At 73.9% G+C, this 22,357-nt stretch carries 18 protein-coding genes; 15 read left to right on the top strand and 3 right to left on the bottom strand.

Annotated elements, in window-relative coordinates:
* The first annotated feature begins 24 nt into the window (after positions 1-24).
* Entirely contained in the window at positions 25-1,536 is a 1,512-nt protein-coding gene (gene araA, locus HGAM_RS05545) for an L-arabinose isomerase (RefSeq protein ID WP_019144483.1), read from the top strand.
* Positions 1,533-2,591 carry an aldose epimerase family protein gene (locus HGAM_RS05550; protein WP_019144484.1) on the top strand — a complete coding sequence of 353 codons (1,059 nt, stop codon included), beginning with the start codon at positions 1,533-1,535 and terminating at the stop codon, positions 2,589-2,591. The genes araA and HGAM_RS05550 overlap by 4 nt, the downstream gene beginning before the upstream one ends.
* Positions 2,592-2,619: 28 nt before the next feature.
* On the opposite strand, the gene HGAM_RS05555 is transcribed toward HGAM_RS05550, so the two are convergent.
* On the bottom strand, positions 2,620-3,771 hold the full coding sequence (locus tag HGAM_RS05555) for a pyridoxal phosphate-dependent aminotransferase (RefSeq protein ID WP_038951583.1): 1,152 nt from the start codon (positions 3,769-3,771) through the stop codon (positions 2,620-2,622).
* Positions 3,772-3,835: 64 nt separating this feature from the next.
* Between HGAM_RS05555 and HGAM_RS05560 the strand changes: the two genes are divergently transcribed.
* The 6 genes from HGAM_RS05560 to fbaA all read left to right on the top strand — a co-directional run bounded on the left by HGAM_RS05560 (position 3,836) and on the right by fbaA (position 9,677).
* Positions 3,836-4,435: a vitamin K epoxide reductase family protein gene (locus HGAM_RS05560; RefSeq protein ID WP_019144486.1), complete on the top strand. Its 600-nt coding sequence runs from the start codon at positions 3,836-3,838 to the stop codon at positions 4,433-4,435.
* Between the two features lie 58 nt (positions 4,436-4,493).
* The gene (locus HGAM_RS17935) at positions 4,494-5,714 is read left to right on the top strand and encodes an MFS transporter (RefSeq protein WP_019144487.1); all 1,221 of its coding nucleotides are present in this window, start codon (positions 4,494-4,496) and stop codon (positions 5,712-5,714) included.
* A gap of 126 nt (positions 5,715-5,840) precedes the next feature.
* Positions 5,841-6,494 (top strand): orotate phosphoribosyltransferase, encoded by a 654-nt coding sequence (pyrE, locus tag HGAM_RS05570; RefSeq protein ID WP_019144488.1) that lies wholly within the window; start codon positions 5,841-5,843, stop codon positions 6,492-6,494.
* Between the two features lie 76 nt (positions 6,495-6,570).
* On the top strand, positions 6,571-7,221 hold the full coding sequence (locus tag HGAM_RS05575; protein WP_019144489.1) for a TrmH family RNA methyltransferase: 651 nt from the start codon (positions 6,571-6,573) through the stop codon (positions 7,219-7,221).
* A 10-nt stretch (positions 7,222-7,231) separates the two neighbouring features.
* Complete coding sequence (locus tag HGAM_RS05580; RefSeq protein ID WP_019144490.1) at positions 7,232-8,614, top strand: FAD-dependent oxidoreductase; 1,383 nt, start codon at positions 7,232-7,234, stop codon at positions 8,612-8,614.
* 43 nt (positions 8,615-8,657) lie between these two features.
* Positions 8,658-9,677 carry a class II fructose-bisphosphate aldolase gene (gene fbaA / locus HGAM_RS05585; RefSeq protein WP_019144491.1) on the top strand — a complete coding sequence of 340 codons (1,020 nt, stop codon included), beginning with the start codon at positions 8,658-8,660 and terminating at the stop codon, positions 9,675-9,677.
* Positions 9,678-9,830: 153 nt separating this feature from the next.
* On the opposite strand, the gene HGAM_RS05590 is transcribed toward fbaA, so the two are convergent.
* Positions 9,831-10,637, bottom strand: a complete 807-nt coding sequence (locus HGAM_RS05590) for an Fpg/Nei family DNA glycosylase (protein ID WP_019144492.1) — start codon at positions 10,635-10,637, stop codon at positions 9,831-9,833.
* A 52-nt stretch (positions 10,638-10,689) separates the two neighbouring features.
* Here HGAM_RS05590 and HGAM_RS05595 point away from each other — a divergent pair, with 52 nt between their 5' ends.
* The 3 genes from HGAM_RS05595 (at position 10,690) to HGAM_RS17940 (ending at position 15,983) form a co-directional block, all read left to right on the top strand.
* On the top strand, positions 10,690-11,097 hold the full coding sequence (locus tag HGAM_RS05595) for a DUF3151 domain-containing protein (RefSeq protein ID WP_019144493.1): 408 nt from the start codon (positions 10,690-10,692) through the stop codon (positions 11,095-11,097).
* 2 nt (positions 11,098-11,099) lie between these two features.
* On the top strand, positions 11,100-12,740 hold the full coding sequence (locus HGAM_RS05600) for a phospholipase D family protein (protein ID WP_019144494.1): 1,641 nt from the start codon (positions 11,100-11,102) through the stop codon (positions 12,738-12,740).
* Positions 12,741-12,896: 156 nt separating this feature from the next.
* Positions 12,897-15,983, top strand: coding sequence for a 5'-nucleotidase C-terminal domain-containing protein (locus tag HGAM_RS17940; RefSeq protein ID WP_020693412.1), 3,087 nt, complete (start codon positions 12,897-12,899; stop codon positions 15,981-15,983).
* Positions 15,984-16,043: 60 nt separating this feature from the next.
* On the opposite strand, the gene HGAM_RS05610 is transcribed toward HGAM_RS17940, so the two are convergent.
* Complete coding sequence (locus HGAM_RS05610) at positions 16,044-16,949, bottom strand: diacylglycerol/lipid kinase family protein (protein ID WP_019144496.1); 906 nt, start codon at positions 16,947-16,949, stop codon at positions 16,044-16,046.
* A 91-nt stretch (positions 16,950-17,040) separates the two neighbouring features.
* Here HGAM_RS05610 and HGAM_RS05615 point away from each other — a divergent pair, with 91 nt between their 5' ends.
* The 4 genes from HGAM_RS05615 (at position 17,041) to HGAM_RS05630 (ending at position 22,325) form a co-directional block, all read left to right on the top strand.
* Positions 17,041-18,324, top strand: a complete 1,284-nt coding sequence (locus HGAM_RS05615; protein ID WP_020693411.1) for an adenylosuccinate synthase — start codon at positions 17,041-17,043, stop codon at positions 18,322-18,324.
* A gap of 75 nt (positions 18,325-18,399) precedes the next feature.
* Positions 18,400-18,909, top strand: coding sequence for a hypothetical protein (locus HGAM_RS05620; RefSeq protein WP_147543557.1), 510 nt, complete (start codon positions 18,400-18,402; stop codon positions 18,907-18,909).
* Positions 18,910-18,920: 11 nt separating this feature from the next.
* Positions 18,921-20,168 carry a phosphoribosylamine--glycine ligase gene (purD, locus tag HGAM_RS05625; RefSeq protein ID WP_019144499.1) on the top strand — a complete coding sequence of 416 codons (1,248 nt, stop codon included), beginning with the start codon at positions 18,921-18,923 and terminating at the stop codon, positions 20,166-20,168.
* A 51-nt stretch (positions 20,169-20,219) separates the two neighbouring features.
* The gene (locus tag HGAM_RS05630; RefSeq protein ID WP_019144500.1) at positions 20,220-22,325 is read left to right on the top strand and encodes a phosphoinositide-specific phospholipase C-related protein; all 2,106 of its coding nucleotides are present in this window, start codon (positions 20,220-20,222) and stop codon (positions 22,323-22,325) included.
* The last annotated feature ends 32 nt before the right edge of the window (positions 22,326-22,357 follow it).

The following is a 22,357-nucleotide window of genomic DNA, read 5'->3' on the forward strand; positions in this document are numbered from 1 at the left end:
CCCCCACCTGCGAAGGAAGTCCCCATGACCACGACGTCCACGTCCGTCCCCGAGGTGTGGTTCCTGACCGGGAGCCAGGCGCTCTACGGTCCGGAGACCCTCGACCAGGTGGCGACGCAGTCGCGCGCGATCGCCGACCGGCTCGCCGAGGTGGCCGACCTGCCGGTCTCGGTGGTGTGGAAGCCGGTCCTGCTCGAGTCGGGCTCGATCCACCGCCAGGTGCTCGACGCCAACGCCGACCCGGCCTGCGTCGGCGTGATCGCCTGGATGCACACGTTCTCGCCGGCCAAGATGTGGATCGCCGGCCTCGAGGCGCTGCAGAAGCCGCTGCTGCACCTGCACACCCAGGCCGGCATCGCGCTGCCCTGGGCGACGATCGACATGGACTTCATGAACCTCAACCAGGCCGCGCACGGCGACCGCGAGTTCGGCTACATCCAGTCGCGGCTGGGGGTGCCGCGCAAGACCGTCGCCGGGCACGTCGAGAACCCGGCGGTCGCCGAGCGCGTCGCCGGGTGGACGCGGGCGGCGCTCGGCCGCCACGAGCTGCGCCGGCTCAAGCTGGCGCGCTTCGGCGACAACATGCGCGGCGTCGCGGTCACCGAGGGCGACAAGGTCGAGGCGCAGCGGCGCTTCGGGGTCGCGGTCGACGCGTACGGTGTCAACGACCTCGTCGCCGTCGTCGACCAGGTCGCCGACGCCGACGTGGACGAGCTCGTCACCGAGTACGCCGATCGCTACGCGGTCGCGCCCGAGCTGCTGCCGGGGGCGGAGCGCCACGAGTCGCTGCGCTACGGCGCCCGGCTCGAGCTCGGGCTGCGCGGGTTCCTGACCGACGGCGGGTTCGGCGCGTTCACGACGAACTTCGAGGACCTCGGCGGCCTGCGCCAGCTGCCCGGGCTGGCGGTGCAGCGGCTCATGGCCGACGGCTATGGCTTCGGCGGGGAGGGCGACTGGAAGACGTCCGTGCTGCTGCGCGCGACGAAGGCGATGGCGGTGGGGCTGCCGGGCGGCACGTCCTTCATGGAGGACTACACGTACCACCTGGTGCCCGGCGAGGAGAAGATCCTGGGCGCCCACATGCTCGAGGTGTGCCCGACGATCACGACCCAGCGTCCGTCGCTGGAGGTGCACCCGCTCGCCATCGGCGGGCGCGAGGACCCGGTCCGGCTGCGCTTCACCGCCGACCCGGGCCCCGCGGTCGTGGCCGGGCTGTCGGACCTCGGGGACCGGTTCCGGCTCACGGTCAACGAGATCGACGTCGTCGAGCCGGACGAGGACCTGCGCCGGCTGCCCGTCGCGTGCGCCGTCTGGAAGCCTCGACCCTCGCTGTCGACGTCGGCCGAGGCGTGGCTGATGGCCGGCGCGCCGCACCACACCGTGCTCTCCCAGGCCGTGGGCGTCGAGGTGCTCGAGGACTTCGCGGAGATGACGCGGACCGAGGTCGTCACCATCGACGCCGACACGACGCCGCGGGGGTTCGGGCGCGAGCTGCGCTGGAACGCCGCCTACCACCGTCTCGCCGAGGGCCTGTGAGCCGCGCGTCCGCCGAGCCCGACGGGGTGCTCGGCCGACTGCCGGACGGACGCAAGGTCCGGGTGCTGCGCATCGGCAGCGAGCCGGGGCCCGTGGTCGACGTCCTGACCCTGGGCGCGACCGTCCACCGGCTCGAGGTCACCGGCGGCGACGGCGAGCGCCGCAACGTCGTCCTCGGCCACCCCGATGTGGCCGAGCGGCTGGCGAGCACCGACTACGTCGGGGGGACGATCGGCCGCTACGCCAACCGCATCGCCGCGGGCCGGTTCACCCTGGACGGCCGGGAGGTGCGGGTTGGCGCGCACGACCGGGGCAACAGCCTGCACGGGGGACCGGACGGCTTCGACCGTCGCCTGTGGGACGTGGTCGCGCACACGCCGGACGCTGTCGAGCTGCGGCTGGTCAGCCCCGACGGGGACCAAGGGTTCCCGGGCACGGTCACCGCCACCGTCCGCTACGCGGTCGAGGGTGACGCCGTGACGGTCGCCATGACGGCGGTAACCGACGCGCCCACCGTGGTGAACCTGACCAACCACGCGTACGTGAACCTGGCCGGCGAGGGGGCCGGCACGATCGACGAGCACCTGCTCCAGGTGGACGCCGACGCCTACACCCCGGTCGACCCCACCGGCATCCCGCTGGGCGAGCACGAGGCGGTGGAGGGCACGCCGTTCGACCTTCGGATCGCCCGGCTCGTCGGCCCGGCCGTGAGGGCGGAGCACCCGCAGGTCGCGGACGCGCGCGGCATCGACCACAGCTTCGTGGTGAGCGGCACCGGCCTGCGCCGGGCCGCCGTGCTGGAGCTCGAGCGCACGGCCACCCGGCTCGAGGTGTGGACCGACCAGCCCGGCCTGCAGGTCTACACGGGGAACTTCCTGGACGGGAGCCGGCGCTCCACGAGCGGCGGTCGCTACCGCCAGGGCGACGGGATCGCGCTGGAGCCGCAGCTCTTCCCGGACTCGCCGAACCGGCCGCAGTGGCCGTCGTCGGTGCTGCTGCCCGGCGAGACCTACCGCCATCGGATGCAGTGGCGGTTCGGCACCCGTCGCCCCTGAGGGTGCGACGGGACCGCCCACGAGTGGCCTAGCGCAGCCGGGCGAGGCGGCGGACGGCTTCCTCGAGCACCTCGGGACGCTTGCAGAACGCCCAGCGCACCAGCGGACGTCCGGCCTCGACGTCGTCGTAGAACACCTGGTGCGGCACGGCGACGACGCCGGCCAGCTCGGGCAGGCGGCGGCACAGGTCGAGCCCGTCGTCGAAGCCGAGCGGGCGCACGTCGGTGGTGACGAAGTAGGTGCCCTCGGGGCGCAGGACGCCGAAGCCGGCGGCCTCGAGCCCGTCGCACAGCAGGTCTCGCTGCGCGCGCATGCGCACCGCGTTCTCGGCGACCCACGCGTCACCCTCGTCCAGGGCGAGCGCCACGGCCGGCTGCAGCGGGGCGCCCGACGTGTAGGTCATGAACTGCTTCGCAGCGAGCATCGCGTCGACGAGCGGGGCGGGCCCGGACGCCCAGCCGACCTTCCAGCCGGTGACGGCGAACGTCTTGCCCGCGCTGGAGACCGTCAGCGTCCGCTCGGCCATGCCCGGCAACGTCGCGATCGGGACGTGCTCGACGTCGAACGTCAGGTGCTCGTAGACCTCGTCGCTGACGACGACCAGGTCGTGCTCGATCGCGACGTCGGCGATCGCCTGGAGCTCGGCGCGGGTCAGCACGGCGCCGGTCGGGTTGTGCGGGGTGTTGAGCAGGATCGCCGTGGTGCGCGGGGTGACCGCGGCGCGCAGCTCGTCGAGCGGCAGGCGGAAGTCCGGCGCCCGCAGCGTCACGGGCACGCGCGTGGCCCCGGCCATCTGCAGGCACGCGGTGTACGAGTCGTAGTAGGGCTCGAGCACGAGCACTTCGTCGCCGGGCTCGACCAGCCCGAGCATCGCCGCGGCGATCGCCTCGGTGGCACCGGTGGACGCGGCGACCTGGGTGTCGGGGTCGAGCTCGAGTCCGTAGTGGCGGCGCTGGTGGGCGGCCACCGCGCGGCGCAGCTCGGGCACGCCGCGACCGGGCGCGTACTGGTTGCGACCGCCGGCGATCGCCTCGCGCGCCGCCTCGAGCAGCCAGTCCGGGCCGTCGGTGTCGGGGAAGCCCTGGCCCAGGTTCACCGACCCGGTGCGCTGGGCCAGCTCGGTCATCTCGGCGAACACGGTGGTGCCGAGCCCGGCCACCCGACTGCTGGACGTCCTCACCGCTGTCACTGTAGTCAGGGCGGGAACCGATGTCCCGGCTCGTTCGTCTGCCTAGGATGTGCCCGTGACGACCCTCGAGACCTCCGCCGACGAGCGCGAGGTCGTGCCTCCCGCCCGACCCCTCGCCCTGGCCTGGCTGCTGCTGGTCGGCGGCGCGATCGGCCTGGCCGCCTCGTTCACGCTCTCGCTGGAGAAGATCCGCCTGCTGGAGCAGAAGGACTACGTCCCCAGCTGCAACTTCAGCGTGATCTTCAACTGCCTCAACATCATGAAGACCGACCAGGCGTCGCTGTTCGGCTTCCCGAACCCGTTCATCGGGCTCATGGGCTTCGCGGTGGTCATCACGCTCGGCGTCGTGCTGCTCTCCGGGGCCCGCCTGCCCGAGTGGATCTGGGCCGGCCTGCAGGTCGGCGCCACGCTCGCCTTCGCCTTCGTGTGCTGGCTGCAGTACGAGAGCCTCTACGTCATCGGCTCGCTGTGCCCCTGGTGCATGGTCGTGTGGGCGGTCACCATCCCGATCTTCTGGTACGTCACGCTGCGCAACCTCGGCACGTGGGCGCCGGGCAGCCGCGTCGTGTCGTTCCTGCGTGACTGGCACGCGCTGATCCTGGCGCTGTGGTTCATCGGCCTGGCGACGCTGATCTTCTTCCGCTTCTTCGCCTGAGCCGCCCCGCCTGAGCCCCGCGTCGGCCACACTGTGGCCGACGACTAGGAGCCAGGCCATGAGCGACCCCCGTACCGCCGCGCTGCGCCCGACCCGGGTCGCGGTGTCGACCGGGTTCCTGCTGCAGGGCCTGGTGATCTCCTCGATCCTCACCCAGGCGCCCCGGCTGATCGACAAGCACGACGTCGGCGACGGCACCTTCACGACCGTGCTCGTGCTCGTCGCCGTGCTCTCGGGCGTCGGCAGCGTCGCCGCCGGACGGGTGGCCGAGCGTCGCACCAGCGCCACCGCCCTGCGCCGCGGCCTGTGGGGCATCGCGCTGGGTGCCGCGGTCATCGGGCTCGCGCCGACCACGGCCACGCTGATGATCGCGTTCGCGGTCTACGGCATCGGGCTCGGCGCGGTCGACGCGAGCATGAACATGCAGGGCGTGCGGGTGCAGGCGCTCTACGGACGCAGCCTGATCAACGGCCTGCACGGGCTGTGGAGCGTCGGCGGCATCCTCGGCGCCGGCTACGCGTCGCTGTGCGCCTGGCTGGACGTGCCGGTCGCCGTGTCGCTGCTCATGGTCGCGGCCGTCGCGGTGGTCGCGTGCGAGACGGTCCAGGCCCACTTCGTCCCGGCGGTCGAGCAGGAGGTGAGCCTGGTCCAGACGGACGGGCCGCGCGTCCCGTGGCGTCCGGTGCTGGTGCTCGGCCTCGTGGTGCTCGTCTTCTTCGCCAGCGACACCGGCATCCTCACCTGGTGCACGCGCTACCTCGAGGACGCGCTCGGGGCCAGCGACGAGCTCGCGCCGCTTGGGTACGGGGCCTACCAGGTGGGTGCCCTCGTCTCGCGGCTGAGCGCGGACCTGCTGGTGCGCCGCATCGGCGCCGTGCGCGTGGTCGTGGCCGGCGTGGCCACCGGCCTGGTCGGCCTGGGCATGGTCGTCGCCTCCGGCACCACGGCCCCGGCCGTCGTCGGGCTCTTCCTGACCGGTCTGGGCCTGGCCGTCCTGGCCCCGCTGTCGTTCGCCGCGATCGCCGGCGCGGTGCCGCCGGGCACCACCGACGTCGCGATCGCGCGGCTCAACCTGGCCAACTACGTGGGGGCGATCCTGGGCGGCGGGCTCATCGGGGCCGTGGCCGAGGGGTGGGACCTGCGCTGGGCGTTCGTCGTGCCGCTGGTGCTCGTGCCGTTCGTGCTCGTGGCCCTGCGCGACCTCGCCGCGGCGGACCCCGGACATGGAAGACCGCGCCGCTCTTCTCGGGGGGTTAAAGAGCGACGCGGTCAGGGATGAATCTACCGGTTCAATCCCGTGCGGACCAAAGAACGGGCGAAATCACCCGGGTGTGAGGTGCGTCACACCGCACGTCGGGTCGGTCGGGCCCGCGGGGCCGGGGAGGCGGGGTCCTAGGCTGGCCCCGTGACCGGCCTCCAGGACCACCAGCGTGCCTTCATCGACCTCGCCCTCTCCCAGGGGGTCCTGCGCTTCGGGGAGTTCACGCTCAAGTCGGGGCGCACGTCCCCCTACTTCTTCAACGCGGGGCTGTTCAACACCGGCAGCCGTCTGGCCGGCCTCGGCCGCCACTACGCGGCGACGATCGCCGGCAGCGACCTGGCCTACGACGTCCTGCTGGGCCCGGCCTACAAGGGCATCCCGATCGCGTCCGCGACCGCGGTGCAGCTGGCCGAGCAGCACGGTGTCGACGTGCCGTGGTGCTTCAACCGCAAGGAAGCCAAGGCGCACGGCGAGGGTGGCACCATCGTGGGCGCGCCGCTGGAGGGCCGCGTGCTCGTGGTCGACGACGTCATCACCGCGGGGACGGCGATCCGCGAGGTCGCCGCGATCGTGGAGCAGGCCGGGGCCGAGCTGGCCGGCATCGTCGTGGCCGTCGACCGCCAGGAGCGGGGCACCGGCGAGCTGTCGGCCATCCAGGAGGTCGAGCGCGACTTCGGCGTGCCGGTGCTGCCGATCGTCACGCTGGCCGACGTGGTCGCCCACCTGCGCGAGACCGGCCAGCACGCCGAGCACCTCGACGCGATCGAGGCCTATCGGCAGACCTACGGCGTCGCGTGACCGAGCGCAGCGAGCGAACGATGAAGGGTGTCGCGGGCGGCTCTGCGTATCGTCGGTTCTTCACGCAGGGACGTCCGTGACCGAGCTGGGCGAGCCCGACGCGGCCGGGCCGTACGAGCGGCCGGACGAGGTCGGGGTCGGCGCGTGGCCGGGGGAGTGGCCCGACGACCCGCGCTACGACCCGGCGCTGCTGGCCGAGGGCGACCGGCGCAACGTCGTCGACCACTACCGCTACTGGACGGTCGAGGCGATCCGTGCCGACCTCGACACCCGCCGCCACCCGCTGCACGTCGCGATCGAGAACTGGCAGCACGACCTGAACATCGGCTCGGTCGTGCGCACCGCGAACGCGTTCAACGTCGCCGCCGTGCACGTCGTGGGCAAGCGGCGCTGGAACCGGCGGGGGGCGATGGTGACCGACCGCTACCTGCACGTGCAGCACCACCCGGACGTCGACGACCTGGCCGCCTGGGCGGACGCCGAGCGGCTGCCGCTGCTGGGCATCGACAACACCGAGGGGTCGGTGCCGATCGAGACCGCCGACCTGCCGCGGGCCTGCGTGCTCGTGCTCGGCCAGGAGGGCCCGGGCCTCACGCCGGCGGCCCGGGAGGCGTGCGCGACCACGCTCTCGATCGCCCAGTTCGGGTCCACCCGCTCGATCAACGCCGGGGCCGCGGCCGCCGTCGCGATGCATGCGTGGGTCCGGCAGCACGCCGGGCGCGGCTAGGGTCGGGCGCATGGACCGTCTGCTCGTGATCGGCGGTGACGCCGCGGGCATGACGGCCGCGTCCACCGCGAAGCGCCTGGCCGGCGACGCCCTCGAGGTCGTCGTGCTCGAGCGGGGCGACTGGACGTCGTACTCGGCCTGCGGCATCCCCTACTGGATCGCCGGGGACGTGAAGGACCACCACGACCTCGTCGCCCGCACGCCCGCCGAGCACCGCGCCCGGGGCATCGACGTGCGCACCCGGACGACCGCCGTCGCGGTCGACCTGGACGCCCGCACGGTGACCGCCCAGGACGAGCACGGCACCGAGTCGACGCTCGGCTTCGACCACCTGCTGGTGGCCACCGGCGCGCAGCCGGTGCGCCCGCCGCTGCCCGGCATTGACGCCGACGGGGTGCTGGGGGTCCAGACCCTCGACGACGGCGTGAAGGTGCTGGCCGAGCTGGAGCGCGACCCGGAGCGCGTCGTCGTGGTCGGCAGCGGCTACGTGGGCCTGGAGATGGCCGAGGCGTGCCTGCGCCACGGCTCGCAGGTGACGGTGCTCGAGCGCAGCGCCGAGCCGATGGGGCTGCTCGATCCCGACCTCGGCGAGCAGGTCGCCGCGGCCGTCCGCGGCCTGGGCATCGAGCTCGTCGCCGGCACCACCGTGACGGGGTTCCGCACCGGGCCGGACGGCCGCGTGACCGGCGTCGAGACCGAGTCCGGCGTGCACGACGCCGACCTCGTCGTGCTGGGCCTGGGCGTCACGGCTCGCAGCGAGCTCGTCGCGGACGCCGTCGAGCTCGGCGCGAGGGGCGGCATCGTCGTCGACGAGCACCAGGCCGTGCCGGGCCGCGACGGCGTGTGGGCGGCCGGCGACTGCGTCGTGACGCAGCACCGCCTGACCGGCGAGCTGGTGCACGTCCCGCTCGGCACGCACGCCAACAAGCAGGGCCTCGTGGCCGGACGCGCGATCGCCGCCGCGGTCACCGGCGACGCGTCCCTGCGCGGCGAGCCGTTCCCCGGCGTCATCGGCACCGCGATCACGAAGGTGTGCGACCTGGAGATCGCGGTGACCGGGCTCAGCGAGTCGGCCGCCCGCGACGCCGGGTTCGACCCCGTGGTCGCCACGATCGAGTCCACCACGTCCGCCGGCTACTTCCCCGGCGCCGAGCAGCTGACCCTGCGGCTGGTCGCCGACCGGGCCAGCCGGCTGCCGATCGGCGCGCAGATCGTCGGACGCCAGGGCGCGGGCTGGCGCATCGACACCCTGGCCATGGCGCTGTGGACGTCCACGACCGTCGACGACCTGGCCATGACCGACCTGGCGTACGCCCCGCCGTTCTCGTCGGTGTGGGACCCGGTGCAGGTCGCCGCCCGCGTCGCGGCGAGGCGGCTCGGCACTATGGTGTGATCGACGCAACCCCGCCGAGCGAGAACCGCACAGAGGAGCCCTCATGCCCGTCGCCACCCCTGAGATCTACGCCGAGATGCTCGACAAGGCCAAGCGCGAGAAGTTCGCGTACCCGGCCATCAACGTCTCCTCGTCGCAGACCCTGAACGCGGCCCTGGCCGGGTTCGCGGAGGCCGAGAGCGACGGCATCATCCAGATCTCCACCGGGGGCGCCGAGTACCTCTCCGGCCCGACGGTCAAGAACATGGTCTCGGGCTCGCTGGCGTTCGCCGCGTTCGCGCAGGAGGTGGCCAAGAAGTACCCGGTCAACGTCGCGCTCCACACCGACCACTGCCCCAAGGACAAGCTGGACGGCTTCGTCCGCCCGCTGCTCGCCGCGTCGACCGAGCGCGTCCAGGCCGGCGGCCTGCCGTACTTCCAGTCGCACATGTGGGACGGCTCGGCCGTGCCGCTGGAGGAGAACCTGCAGATCGCCGAGGAGTTGCTGGCGGCGGCCGCGGCGGCCAAGGTGATCCTCGAGGTCGAGATCGGCGTCGTCGGCGGCGAGGAGGACGGCGTCGAGGGCGGCATGGGCGAGCACCTGTACACGACGGCCGAGGACGCGCTGGCGACCGCGGCGGCGCTCGGCGTCGGCGAGAAGGGCCGCTACCTGACCGCGCTCACGTTCGGCAACGTCCACGGCGTCTACAAGCCGGGCAACGTGAAGCTGCGCCCCGAGATCCTCAAGCAGGCCCAGGACGTCGTCGGCGAGAAGCACGGCGTCGACCGTCCGTTCGACCTGGTCTTCCACGGCGGCTCGGGCTCGCTGCCCGAGGAGATCGCGGCGGCGGTCGACTACGGCGTCATCAAGATGAACGTCGACACCGACACCCAGTACGCGTTCACCCGCCCGGTCGCCGGTCACATGCTCGCCAACTACGACGGCGTGCTGAAGATCGACGGCGAGGTCGGCAACAAGAAGGCCTACGACCCGCGCGCCTGGGGCAAGGCCGCCGAGGCCGGCATGGCCGCCCGCGTCGTGGAGGCCTGCCAGGCCCTGCGCTCGTCGGGCACCAAGCTCTGACCCACGCCTGACGCACGGCCCCGGGAGTCTCTCCCGGGGCCGTCGTGCGTCCCCTCCCCGCTGGGCGTGACGTTCTGCACGCGACACGCCGCGCGGGGCGAGCACAACGTCACGCCCAGCGCCTGGGTGACCGGCGCCAGCGCATGGGACCGGCTAGGCCTGCTCGGCGGAGCACCACCAGGTCGTGCGGCCGCCGACCGTGCCGCGCACCATCTCGGCGCCGCAGCGCGGGCAACGGCCACCGGCCCGGCGGTGCTCGATCACCTCGCCGGTGTGGGCGCCGCCGTGCCGGATCGCGTCACGCACCGCCTTGCGCAGGTGACGGCGCAGGTCGTCGAGGGTGTCGGCGTCCAGGTCGCCGGCCGGACGCCGCGGGGACAGGCCGGCCTGCCACAGCGTCTCGTCGGCGAGCAGGTTGCCGACACCGGCCACGACCGACTGGTCGAGCAGGCGCGCCTTGAGCGGGGCCCGGCTGCCGCCGACGCGGGCGCGGAACTCCTCGCGTCCGACCTCGGCGGCGTCCGGGCCGAGCGCGTCGAGGTCGGGGTCGAGCCGGGCCCGGCCCAGCCGGCGCGGGTCGACCAGGTGCAGCGTGCCGCCGTCGTCGAACGTGATCGAGAAGCGCGAGAACCGCTCGGCGGTCGGGACCGGACGCCCCGTGCCCACGTAGTCGCCGCCGGAGTCGTCGCCGACCAGGATGCGTCCGCTCATGCCCAGGTGCAGGCCCAGCACCGGGCCGGGCGTCTCGTCGCCGTCGCGCCCGGACGTCTCGCACCACATCGACTTGCCCCGCCGGTGGGCGGCCGTCAGCGTGCGGCCCACCAGGGCGTCGCGGATCTCGCCGGGCGCGTGCGGACGGCACTCGTAGGAGTCGGAGTCGTCGACGTCGGCGATGCGCCGGTGCAGCGCGGACCGCTCGACGACGGCGCGGGCGGACTCGACCTCGGGCAGCTCGGGCACCCGGCCAGTCTGCCGAAGCCCGGCCCGCTCGGCGCGTCGGTAGGGTCGCGGCATGACGAACCTGCTGGGCGAGCCGCCCGAGACCCTGCTGCCCGAGGACCCGGCCGCCGAGCGCCTGGCCGCCGGCGACCCGCTCGAGGACGTCGTCCGCGAGCACCCGTCGTCCACGCTGGCCTGGTCGCTCATGGCGCAGGCCGCGCTCGACGAGAACCGCGACGTCGAGGGCTACGCGTACGCCCGCACCGGCTACCACCGCGCGCTCGACCTGCTGCGCCGCAACGGCTGGAAGGGCCACGGCCCGGTGCCGTGGGCGCACCAGCCCAACCGCGGCTTCCTGCGCTCGCTGGCCGTGCTGGCCACGGCGTCCGAGCGCCTGGGCGACGAGCCCGAGGCCCACCGCTGCCGCGAGTTCCTGCGCGAGTCCAGCCCGGAGGCGTACGCCGAGCTCGTCCAGGCCTAGGGGTGCACGACGCGCGACCCCGCCTCACCGAGTGGCTGCTGACGCGTGAGGGGCGGGGCAACCCGCACACGCGCCTGGACGACCGCCACCCCGACGGGGTCGCCTGGTCCACCGGCAACCTCGCCCGCCCGCTCGTGCACGGTGCGACCTACTTCGCGGCCCTCGCCGACGTGCTGGACGGCGTCGGCGAGGGTGACCTCGTCTGCTTCACCGACTGGCAGGGCAACCCCGACGAGCGGCTGCGCGGCACGCCGGGCAGCGAGCTGGTCGAGGTGCTCGGCCGCGCCCTGGACCGGGGTGCGGACGTGCGGGCCCTGGTGTGGCGCTCGCACGCCGGACGACTCGGCTACGCGGTCGACGAGCACCGCGACCTGGGCCGGCTGCTGCAGGCCCGCGGCGCGGACGTGCAGCTCGACATGCGCGTGCGCGCGTCCGGCGCCCACCACCAGAAGTTCGTGGTGGTGCGCCACGGCGACGACCCCGCCCGCGACGTCGCCTTCGTCGGGGGCCTGGACCTGTGCCACACCCGCCGGGACGACGCCCGGCACCTCGGCGACCCCCAGGGCGACCCGATCGCGCACGAGTACGGCGAGCGTCCGCCCTGGCACGACGTGCAGCTGGAGCTGCGCGGCCCGGCCGTGCATGACGTCGAGACCGTCTTCCGGGAGCGCTGGGAGGACTCCACGCCTCTGACGCGCAGCCCGGTGCGGCGGGTGCGCGACCGGCTCGACCGGCTCGACGACGAGCGGCGCCGGCTGCCCGAGCAGCGTCCGGCGCCCGACGAGCTCGGCCCGCACACCGTCCAGCTGCTGCGCACCTACCCGAGCCTGGGCCCCGGGTGGAAGCACGACTTCGCGCCGCGCGGCGAGCGGTCGGTCGCCCGCGGGTACACGCAGGCGATGCGCCGGGCCCGCTCGCTGGTCTACATCGAGGACCAGTTCCTGTGGGGCCGCGCGATGAGCCAGGTGTTCGTCGAGGCGCTGCGCGCGAACCCCGACCTGCACGTCGTGGCGGTGCTGCCGCGGGTGCCGGACCAGGACGGCTGGTTCGCCCGCGACCCGCAGGTGCTGGGCCGGATGCGCGCCATCGCCCGCGTCACCGCCGCCGCGCCGGACCGCGTCGCGCTCTACGCGCCGGAGAACCAGGCCGGCACGCCGGTCTACGTCCACGCCAAGGTCTGCGTGATCGACGACGTCTGGGCCAGCGTCGGCTCGGACAACTTCTGCCGCCGCTCCTGGACGCACGACTCCGAGCTCTCGGCCGTCGTCGTCGACACCGACAGCGAGGACGGCAGCAGCTCGTACGGCCGCCGGCTGCGGCTCGCCCTGGCCGGCGAGCACCTGGACCGGGTCGACGTCGACGCGCTCGGACCGATCGGACCCGAGGCGGACGAGCACCTGCTCGACGTGATGGCCGACTGCGTCGGCGGTCGCGAGATGTTCGAGCGGCTGGCCGCGAGTGCGGACGCGCTGGAGGCCTGGCACGCCGGCGGTCGGCAGGGCCTGCGCCCGCCCGGTCGCCTGCGCCGGCTGCCGACCCCTCGGCTCCCGTGGCCGCGGCGGCTGCTCGCCGCCCCCTGGTACGCGCTGCTGCACGACCCCGACGGGCGCCGCTGGACCGACCGGCTCCGCCGCCGGCTCTAGCCCGTCCGGCCGACCCCGCGGGCCCCGCGACGACTGTCGCGGGGCCCGCGTGCGTCCACTCGGTGACGTTTCGGCTAACCCGGCGCCCGGCGCCGTGGGGCGGTCCTAGGGTCTCGGCTGTGCGCCCGCGCGGGCGCCGTCCCGGAAAGGACCTCAGTGAACCTCTTGCGTCGCAGGACGGCCATCGGCGTGGCCGCCCTCCTCAGCTGCGGCGGCCTCGCGGTCGCCTCGCCGGCCCACGCGGCCGACCCCGTCACCGTGAACCTCATCGACGTCAACGACTTCCACGGGCGCATCGACGCCAACACCGTGAAGGTGGCCGGCACCGTCGAGCAGCTGCGCGCCGCCGCCGGTGACGCGAACACGCTGTTCCTGTCGGCCGGCGACAACATCGGCGCCAGCCTGTTCGCGTCGTCCTCGCAGAAGGACGAGCCCACGATCGACGTGCTGGACGCGCTGGACCTGGCCGTCTCGGCGGTCGGCAACCACGAGCTCGACGGCGGCGAGGCCGACCTCGCCGGACGCGTCGAGGGGGCCGCGGACTACCAGCACGTGGCCGCGAACATCTACCGCAAGGGCACCACCGACCCCGTGCTCCCGGCGTACGAGACGTTCACCGTCGCCGGCCAGGACGTGGCGGTCATCGGCGCGACCACCGAGGAGACCGCCTCGCTCGTCTCGCCCGCCGGCGTGGCGAACCTGGAGTTCGGCGACCCGGTCGAGGCCGTCAACCGCGTCGCGCGCCAGCTCGAGGCCTCCGCGGACAAGCCGGACGTCATCGTCGCGTCGTACCACGAGGGCGCCGGCTTCAAGACGCCCGGAAGCACGACGCTGGAGCAGGAGGTCGCCGACGGTGGCGCCTTCGCCGACATCGTCACCAAGACCGACCCGGCGGTGGACGCGATCTTCACCGGCCACACGCACAAGGAGTACGCCTGGAACGCGCCGGTCCCCGGCGTCGCCGGCAAGACCCGTCCGGTCGTCCAGACCGGCAGCTACGGCGAGCGCATCGGCCAGGTGCAGCTGAAGGTCGACCCGGACACCGGCGAGGTCGTCTCCTACACCGCCGGCAACGTGGCCCGCACGACCGCCGCCGACGACACGCTGGCCGCGACCTACCCGCGCGTCGCCGAGGTCAAGACGATCGTCGACGACGCCCTGGCGAAGGCCAAGGCGCTCGGCGAGCAGCCGGTCGCGACCATCAGCGCCGACATCACGACCGCCTACACGGGATCGACCCGGGACGACCGGGCGAACGAGTCCACCCTGGGCAACCTCGTGGCCGACGCCGTCCTGGCCCAGGTCTCGCAGCTCGAGGTCGGCGCCGACCTCGGCATCGCCAACCCCGGCGGCCTGCGCGCGGAGCTGATCCACGCCGGCTCGACCGGCGCCGACGCCGCCGTGAACAAGGACGGCGTCGTCACCTTCGCCGAGGCCAACGCGGTGCTGCCGTTCAACAACACGCTCAGCTCTGTCAGCCTCAAGGGCTCGTCCCTGAAGAAGGTCTTCGAGCAGCAGTGGCAGACCAACCCCGACGGCTCCGTGCCGACGCGCGCCTACCTGCAGCTGGGCACGTCCGCGAACGTCCAGTACACCTACGACGACACGCGGGAGCGGGGCGACCGCATCACCAGCCTGACCATCGACGGCGATCCGCTCGACCCTGACAAGACCTACCGGGTCGCGACGTTCAGCTTCCTCGGCGCCGGCGGCGACAACTTCCGGGCGTTCACCGAGGGCAGCAACTTCGACACCGGCCTGCAGGACTACCAGGCGTGGATGGACTACCTGAAGGCCGAGTCCCCGGTCGCGCCGGACTACCGCCGCCACGCGGTGAAGGTCGCCGGCGACCGGGACGTCGTCCTGGGCGAGGCGCTGGACCTCACGTTCCCCAAGCTCGACCTCACCTCGCGCGGCGTCCCGGCCACGACCTCGGTCTCCGCGTCGCTCGTCCTGGACGGCACGACGACCGACCTCGGCACGTTCCCGGCCGCGGCCGGCTCGGCCCGCGTCACCGTGCCGGCCACGACCGTGGCGGGCACCGGCACGGTGCGGGTCACCGCGCAGCCGACCGGCGCCACGTTCGAGGTCCCGGTCTCGGTGGGCAAGGTCGAGAGCACGACGACCGCGCAGGGCCCGGACACGGTCGAGCGCGGCGAGCAGGCCGTCGTGGACGTCGAGGTGACGACCGAAGGCGACCTCGTGCCGTCCGGCCGTGTGGACGTCCTGTCCGGCTCGACGGTCGTCGGCACGGCGACCCTCGACCAGGGTGTCGTGTCCGTCGACGTGGACACCACCGGCCTGGCGGTCGGCACCCGGACGCTCACCGTCGCCTACGCGGGCGACGACTCCGTGCAGGCCTCCACCAGCACGGTCGACCTGAAGGTCGAGCGGGGCGCGTCCGCGGTCACCGTGGGCCAGGTCGCGAAGGCCCCCGTCACCGGCGTCCTGTCGGTCCCGGTCACGGTCACGTCGGCCACCGGCGTCACCCCGACCGGTCAGGTCGAGGTGCTCGGCAACGAGCGGGTCGTCGGCACCGCCGACCTCGCGTCGGGACGCGCGACGGTGCGGGTCCCCGCCGGGGCCCTCGGCGTCGGCGTGCACGAGCTCGACGTCCAGTACGTCGGCGACCTCCAGCACGAGGCCGCCACGGCGTCGGCCTCGGCCACGGTGACGGTCGCGCCCACCGCGCTCAAGGCGACCGGCTACGCCGGCACGTACGGCAAGGTCGGCACGGTCGTCGTGACCGGTCCGGCGGCTGCGACCGGCACGGTCACGGTCACGCGCGGCTCGACCCGCCTGGGTGTGTCCTACCTGGACAAGGGGCGCGCGGTCGTCCAGGTCGCGGGCACGGCGCTGAAGCCGGGCGCGCACACGCTGACCGTGACCTACCCCGGCAACGGCACCTACGCCGGTGCGCGGACGACCGTCCGCGTCACGGTGGCCAAGGCCCGCACGTCGGTCACCGCGAAGGTGACGACGCGCAAGGTCGTCGTGAAGAAGACGCGGGCGAAGGTCGCGGTGACGGTGCGCGCGTACGGCGTCCCGGTCACCAGCGGCACCGTCGGGGTCTACCAGGGCTCGAAGCGCGTCGGCACCGCCACGGTGCGTGACGGCAAGGCGACCGTCCGGCTGGCGCGCCTCACCAAGGTGGGCACGCAGCGACTGACGGTGAAGTACGCCGGTGCCTCGCTGTTCTCCGGCTCGACGACGACCGTGAAGGTCAAGGTCGCGCGCCGCTGAGCCGCACCCCAGCACGAGGCCCCCGCGAGCAGCGCTCGCGGGGGCCTCGTCGCGTCCGCGTCAGTCGTGGGCGGGCGCGGGGCTGCGCGGGAGCAGCATCGTCAGGACCCCGGGCTCGACGTGCCAGGCGTGGGACGAGCGTGCGTCGTCGATCTCGCCGTCGAGGTTGCCGCGGGTCTCCTCGCCGACGACCGTCACCTCGCGGCCGCGCAGGTACTCGACGTCGTCGCGGTACGGGTGGCGGCCCTTGCGCAGGCGCCACGCGTACGCGACCCGGCGCAGCCGCGGGTTCGACCACGACACCGACACGTCCAGCAGGCCGTCGCCCGGGTCGGCCTCGGGCAGCAGCGGGGCGCCGCCGCCGATGTAGCGCCCGTTGCCGACGGCCACCTGGATCATCCGGCCGCGGCGACGGATCTGCCGGCCGTCGACCGTCACCTTGGCCCGGAACCCCTTGTGCTTGACGCCCGAGATGACCGCACCGACGGCGTAGCCGACCGGACCGAGCCTCGCCTTGTACGGCTTGGCCTCGACCGCCGCCTCCGCCCCGATGCCGACGTGGACGGCGTTGACCACGACACGGCCGCGGTCGTCGCGCACCAGGTCGAGCGTGCAGGGCTCGGAGTCGAGCACCTGCTCGGCCGCCTCGAGCGGGTGGTCGCGGCGCATCCCGATCGTGCGGGCGAAGTCGTTGCCGGTGCCCATCGGCACGAGTGCGACCTGGACGTCGGGGAGCAACCCCAGGTCGTCCAGCACCTTCACCACGGCGTGCAGCGAGCCGTCGCCGCCGAGCACCACGACCAGCCGGCCGGACGCCTCGGCGAGGGCCTCGCGCAGGTCGTCCTCGCCCTCGGTGTGGGCCAGCCGGACGTCGGTGCGCTCGCGCAGCCGGGCGACGACCTCCTCCACCGCCTCGGTCTCGCTGCTGCCGGCCTGGGCGTTCGCGATCGCGATGACGGGTCTCATGGGTCGTCACCCTAGGCGCCGCTCCGATAGGCTGTCGCGGTAAGAGCCCCGGAGACGGGGCTTGTCTTGTGCTCGAGGTTGGTGCGAATCCATGCCCGCAGTCGTGATCGTCGGTGCCCAGTGGGGAGACGAGGGGAAGGGCAAGGCGACCGACCTGCTCGGTAGCCGTGTCGACTACGTCGTCAAGTTCAACGGTGGCAACAACGCCGGCCACACCGTCGTCATCGAGGGCGAGAAGTACGCCCTCCACCTGCTGCCCAGCGGCATCCTGACCCCCGGCTGCACGCCGGTGATCGGCAACGGCGTCGTGGTCGACCTGTCGGTGCTGTTCGAGGAGATCGACGGGCTCGAGGCCCGCGGCATCGACACCTCGCGGCTGAAGCTCAGCACCAACGCGCACGTCATCGCCGACTACAACCGCTCGCTGGACAAGACCACCGAGCGCTTCCTCGGCAAGCGCAAGATCGGCACCACCGGGCGCGGCATCGGCCCGACGTACGCCGACAAGATGAACCGGCTCGGCATCCGCGTCCAGGACCTGTTCGACGAGAAGATCCTGCACGCCAAGGTCGAGGGCGCCCTGGAGCAGAAGAACCAGATCCTCACCAAGATCTACAACCGCCGCGCCGTGGGAGTCGACGAGACCGTCGAGGAGCTGCTGTCGTACGTCGACCGCGTGCGCCCCTACGTCACCGACACCGCGCTGCTGCTGCACGAGGCGCTCCGCCGCGACGAGACCGTGCTGCTGGAGGCCGGCCAGGCCACGCTGCTGGACGTCGACCACGGCACCTACCCGTTCGTGACGTCGTCGTCGGCGACGTCGGGCGGTGCGTGCACCGGCTCGGGCATCGCGCCCACCGAGATCACCCGCGTCATCGGCATCGTCAAGGCGTACGCCACCCGCGTGGGCGAGGGCCCGTTCCCGACCGAGCTGTTCGACGAGGACGGCGAGCGCCTGCGCGTCAACGGCGGCGAGTTCGGCACGACGACCGGACGTCCGCGCCGCTGCGGCTGGTACGACGCCCCGGTCGCCCGCTACGCCGCGCGCATCAACGGCGTCACCGACTTCGTGCTGACCAAGCTCGACGTGCTCACCGGCTGGGACCGCATCCCGGTCTGCGTCGCCTACGAGGTCGACGGCGAGCGGGTCGAGGAGATGCCCGCCTCGCAGACCGACTTCCACCACGCGAAGCCGATCTACGAGTACTTCCCGGGCTGGTCCGAGGACATCTCCGGCGCGCGCGAGCTGAGCGACCTGCCGGCGAACGCCCAGGCGTACGTCCGCGAGCTCGACGCGATCAGCGGCTCGCGCATCTCGGCGATCGGCGTCGGCCCCGGCCGCGAGCAGACGGTCGTCGTCCACGACCTGCTCTGAGCTGTTCCGCCCTCCCCGCGGCGGCCTGCGTGAGACGGTGAGTCCTCTCGCGACATGACCGGGCGAGGAGGTCCCATGCGCCGAGCAGCCCTGATGGTGGTGGCGGTGGCCGTGGTCGTGCTGCTGCCCGCGTCGCCGGCCGCGGCTGACACCTGCACCGCGCTGGAGGGCACGGTCGACGCGCCGGTCGTCCTGGTCGGCACCGTCGAGGCCGCCTGGTCCGAGCACGCGCGGCTCGCGGTCGACGAGGTCTGGGCCGGGCCTGACCTGGCACCCGTGGTGTGGGTCGAGGCCGCCGAGGGCGATCTCGGTGGTGACTACCTCGTGCCGGGCGAGCGCTACGTCGTCGCCGCGGACGAGGGCTTCCGCACCGACCTGTGCGGCGTCGCCGCCGTCTCTGACGTGAACCGGCCGGCCGAGGTCCGCGAGCCCGTCGCGGACGGCGCGACCGGCACCGACGCGCCCCGCTCGGCCGCCGAGACCCTGGCCTGGAGCGCAGGTGCGGCCGGTCTGGTCGCCGCCGCCGGCGCGCTCGTCCTGCTCGTCAGGCGGCGCCGTGGCCGGGTGGTGGCCGGACGCCGTTAGGCTCGGGGTCCGTGAAGACCCTCGTGATCGGCACCGGAGGCCGCGAGCACGCGCTCGCCCTCGCCCTGTCCCGCGACCCGCACGTCAGCGAGGTGCACGCCGCACCGGGCAACCCGGGCATCGCCGCGTTCGCCACGCTGCACCCCGTCGACCCGATGGACGGCGCCGCCGTGGCCGCGCTGGCCACCGAGCTGGGCGCCGAACTGGTCGTGGTCGGCCCCGAGGCGCCGCTCGTCGCGGGCGTCGCCGACGCCGTCCGCGAGGCCGGCATCGCCTGCTTCGGACCGAGCAAGGAGGCCGCGCAGCTCGAGGGCTCCAAGGCGTTCGCCAAGGACGTCATGGCCGCCGCCGGCGTCCCCACCGCCATGGCCCACGTGTGCACCACGCGCGAGCAGGTCGAGGCGGCACTGGACGCGTTCGGCGCCCCCTACGTGGTCAAGGACGACGGCCTCGCCGCCGGCAAGGGCGTCGTCGTCACCGACGACCGCCAGGCCGCGCTCGACCATGCGCTCGCCTGCGAGCGGGTGGTCATCGAGGAGTTCCTCGACGGCCCCGAGGTCTCGCTGTTCGCGATCACCGACGGCGAGACGGTGCTGCCGCTGCAGCCCGCCCAGGACTTCAAGCGCGCGCTCGACGACGACGCCGGCCCCAACACGGGCGGCATGGGCGCCTACACCCCGCTGCCGTGGGCGCCGGACGACCTCGTCGAGGACGTCTGCCGCCGCGTGCTCGTCCCGACCGTCAAGGAGATGACGCGTCGCGGCACCCCGTTCCAGGGCCTGCTCTACGCCGGGCTCGCGCTGACCTCGCGCGGCACCCGCGTCGTGGAGTTCAACGCCCGCTTCGGCGACCCGGAGACCCAGGCGCTCATGGCCCTGCTGCAGACCCCGCTGTCGACGCTGCTGCACGGCGCGGCGACCGGTGAGCTCGGCCGCGTCGGGCTGCCGCAGTGGCGCACCGGCTCGGCGGTCACGGTCGTCGTGGCGTCCGAGGGGTACCCCCAGTCGCCGCGCACCGGCGACGTCATCGAGGGCGTCGACGCCGCGAACGCGCTCGAGGGCGTCGACGTCATCCACGCCGGCACCGCGCTGGACGCCGAGGGCCGCCTCGTGACCGCCGGTGGCCGGGTGCTCGCGGTGACCGCCTCGGGCGACGACCTGGTGCAGGCGCGCGAGCGGGCCTACGCCGGCGTCGACGCGTTGAGCATCCGCGGCGCCCACCACCGCGGCGACATCGCGCTGAAGGCGTCGCAGGGCTGACCGCGCCCCGTGCGCGGGAGTAGCGTCCGGGTCAGACCCGTGGAGGCTCCCGTGCGCATCCTGTCCCGCGTCCTGACCGCCGTCGGGGTGCTCGTGCTGCTGGCCGGCCTCGTCTCGGTCCACGTCGACCGCCAGGTGCTGGACGCAGACCGGTTCGCCGGGCACGTCGAGGCGGTCCGGTCCGACGGCGACGTGTCGCGGCTGCTCGGCGTCGAGATCAGCGACCGGGTGATCGAGGTCGACCCCGAGCTCGTCGCGCTGCGTCCGCTGCTGGAGTCGGTGGGCGACAGCCTCGTCTCCAGCCCGGCGCTCGAGCCGGTGGTGCGAGCCGCCGTCCGCCCGCTGCACGACGCGCTGGTCTCCGGCGGCGACGGGGGCGACCAGCTGGTGCTTCAGTTCGCCGACATCGGGGCGCTCGTCGTCGCCGCGGTCACCACGGTCGCGCCGGACGTGGCCGCGTCCCTGCCCGACGACCTGGACGTGCGCCTGGCCGAGATCGGGTCGGGCAGCGCGACGAACCGCTTCGTCGAGCAGGCGCACCTCGTCGGCACGCTGTCGTGGACGCTGCCGCTGCTCGGGCTGGCGCTCGTGCTGGCCGGCGCGTGGCTCGACGGGCGGCGCGGCCGACGGCTGGCGGACGCGACCGGGCAGGGCCTGCTGCTCGCCGGCGGCGGCCTGGCCGGTCTCGCGCTGACCGGCGGCTTCGCCGCGTCCGTGCTCGATCCGTCCACGCTCGCCCGCGCCCTGACGACGGCCGCGTGGAACAGCCAGGACACCAGCCTGTGGGCGCTCGTCGCGTTCGTCGCGGGGTCCGGCTACGTCGTGCGCGTCGCCGCGGCGATCGACCCGGACGCCGACCTGCGCGACGTCGGGCACCGGGTGCGCGAGCTGGCCCTCGTCCGCCGCGACCCGCAGGCGTACCTGGTGCGCGGCGCGGTGCTGGTCGGCGTGGCCGTGCTCGCGCTGGTGCGGCCGCTGCAGACCGTCCGGCTCGCCGTGGTGGCCCTGGCCTTCGTCGCCCTGGTGCACGGGCTGCGCCAGCTGGCGCACGGCCTCACGCGTCGCCGGCCCGACGCCGGCCGGGTGGCCCGGTGGGTGCTGGCGCACGTGCGCGTCCCGGTCGCCGCCGGGCTCGCGGTCGCGCTGGTCGGGCTGGTCGTCGTCGTGGCCGTGTGGCCGCGCGAGGGCTCGATCGCCGGCTGGGTCGGCGGCGGCGGCGGCAAGGACCCCGCCGGGTGCAACGGGCGCGTCGCGCTGTGCGACCGGCCCTACGACCAGGTCGCCCAGCCGGCGACGCACAACTCGATGTCGGCCGGCGACGAGCCGGGCTGGTTCCTGGCCGAGCAGCCCACCGGCGTGATGGGTCAGCTGCGCGACGGCGTCCGGGTGTTCCTCATCGACACCTGGTACGGCCGCGAGACCGACCGGGAGGGCGTCGTCGCCACGTCGGGCCGCGCGCGCGAGGAGGCGCTCCGCCAGGCGACCGAGGCCTACGGCTCGGCGATCGTGGCCAGCGCGCTGCGGGTGCGGGACGCGCTCGGGGCCGTGCCGCGCGGGCCGGAGCGGGTGTACCTGTGCCACGCCCTGTGCGAGCTCGGCGCGACCGAGCTGGGACCCCTCCTGCGCGACGTGCGCGGCTGGATGGACGATCACCCGCGCGAGGTCGTCACCCTGTTCGTCCAGGACGAGGTCACGCCGGGCGACCTCGCGGCCCTGGTCGACGACGCCGGCCTCCTGCCGATGGTGCACACCCAGCGGACGGGCGAGCCCTGGCCGACGCTGGGGGAGATGGTCGACTCGGGCCGCCGCCTGGTCGTGCTGCAGGAGAACGTGGGCGGCGGCGACACCTACCCGTGGATGCTCGACGGCTTCGCCTGGGTGCAGGACACCCCGTACGGCTTCCGCAGCGCCGACGAGATGAGCTGCGCCCCGAACCGCGGCCCGGCGGACGCGTCGCTGCTGCTGATCAACCACTGGCTGAGCAACTACTCGTCGCGGGTGAGCGACGCCGAGCGGGTCAACGCGCGCGACGTGCTGCTGCCGCGGCTGCTGCGCTGCCGCGACGAGCGGGGGCGGCTGCCCGCGTACGTGGCCGTCGACAACTACGACCGCGGCGACCTCTTCGGGGTCGTGGACGTGCTGAACGGCGTCGACTAGCGGCGCTGTTGCCGCGCCGCGGGCCGGGTGCG

Origin of the sequence: Aeromicrobium massiliense JC14 (genome assembly GCF_000312105.1) — a bacterium.
Lineage (GTDB): Bacteria > Actinomycetota > Actinomycetes > Propionibacteriales > Nocardioidaceae > Aeromicrobium > Aeromicrobium massiliense.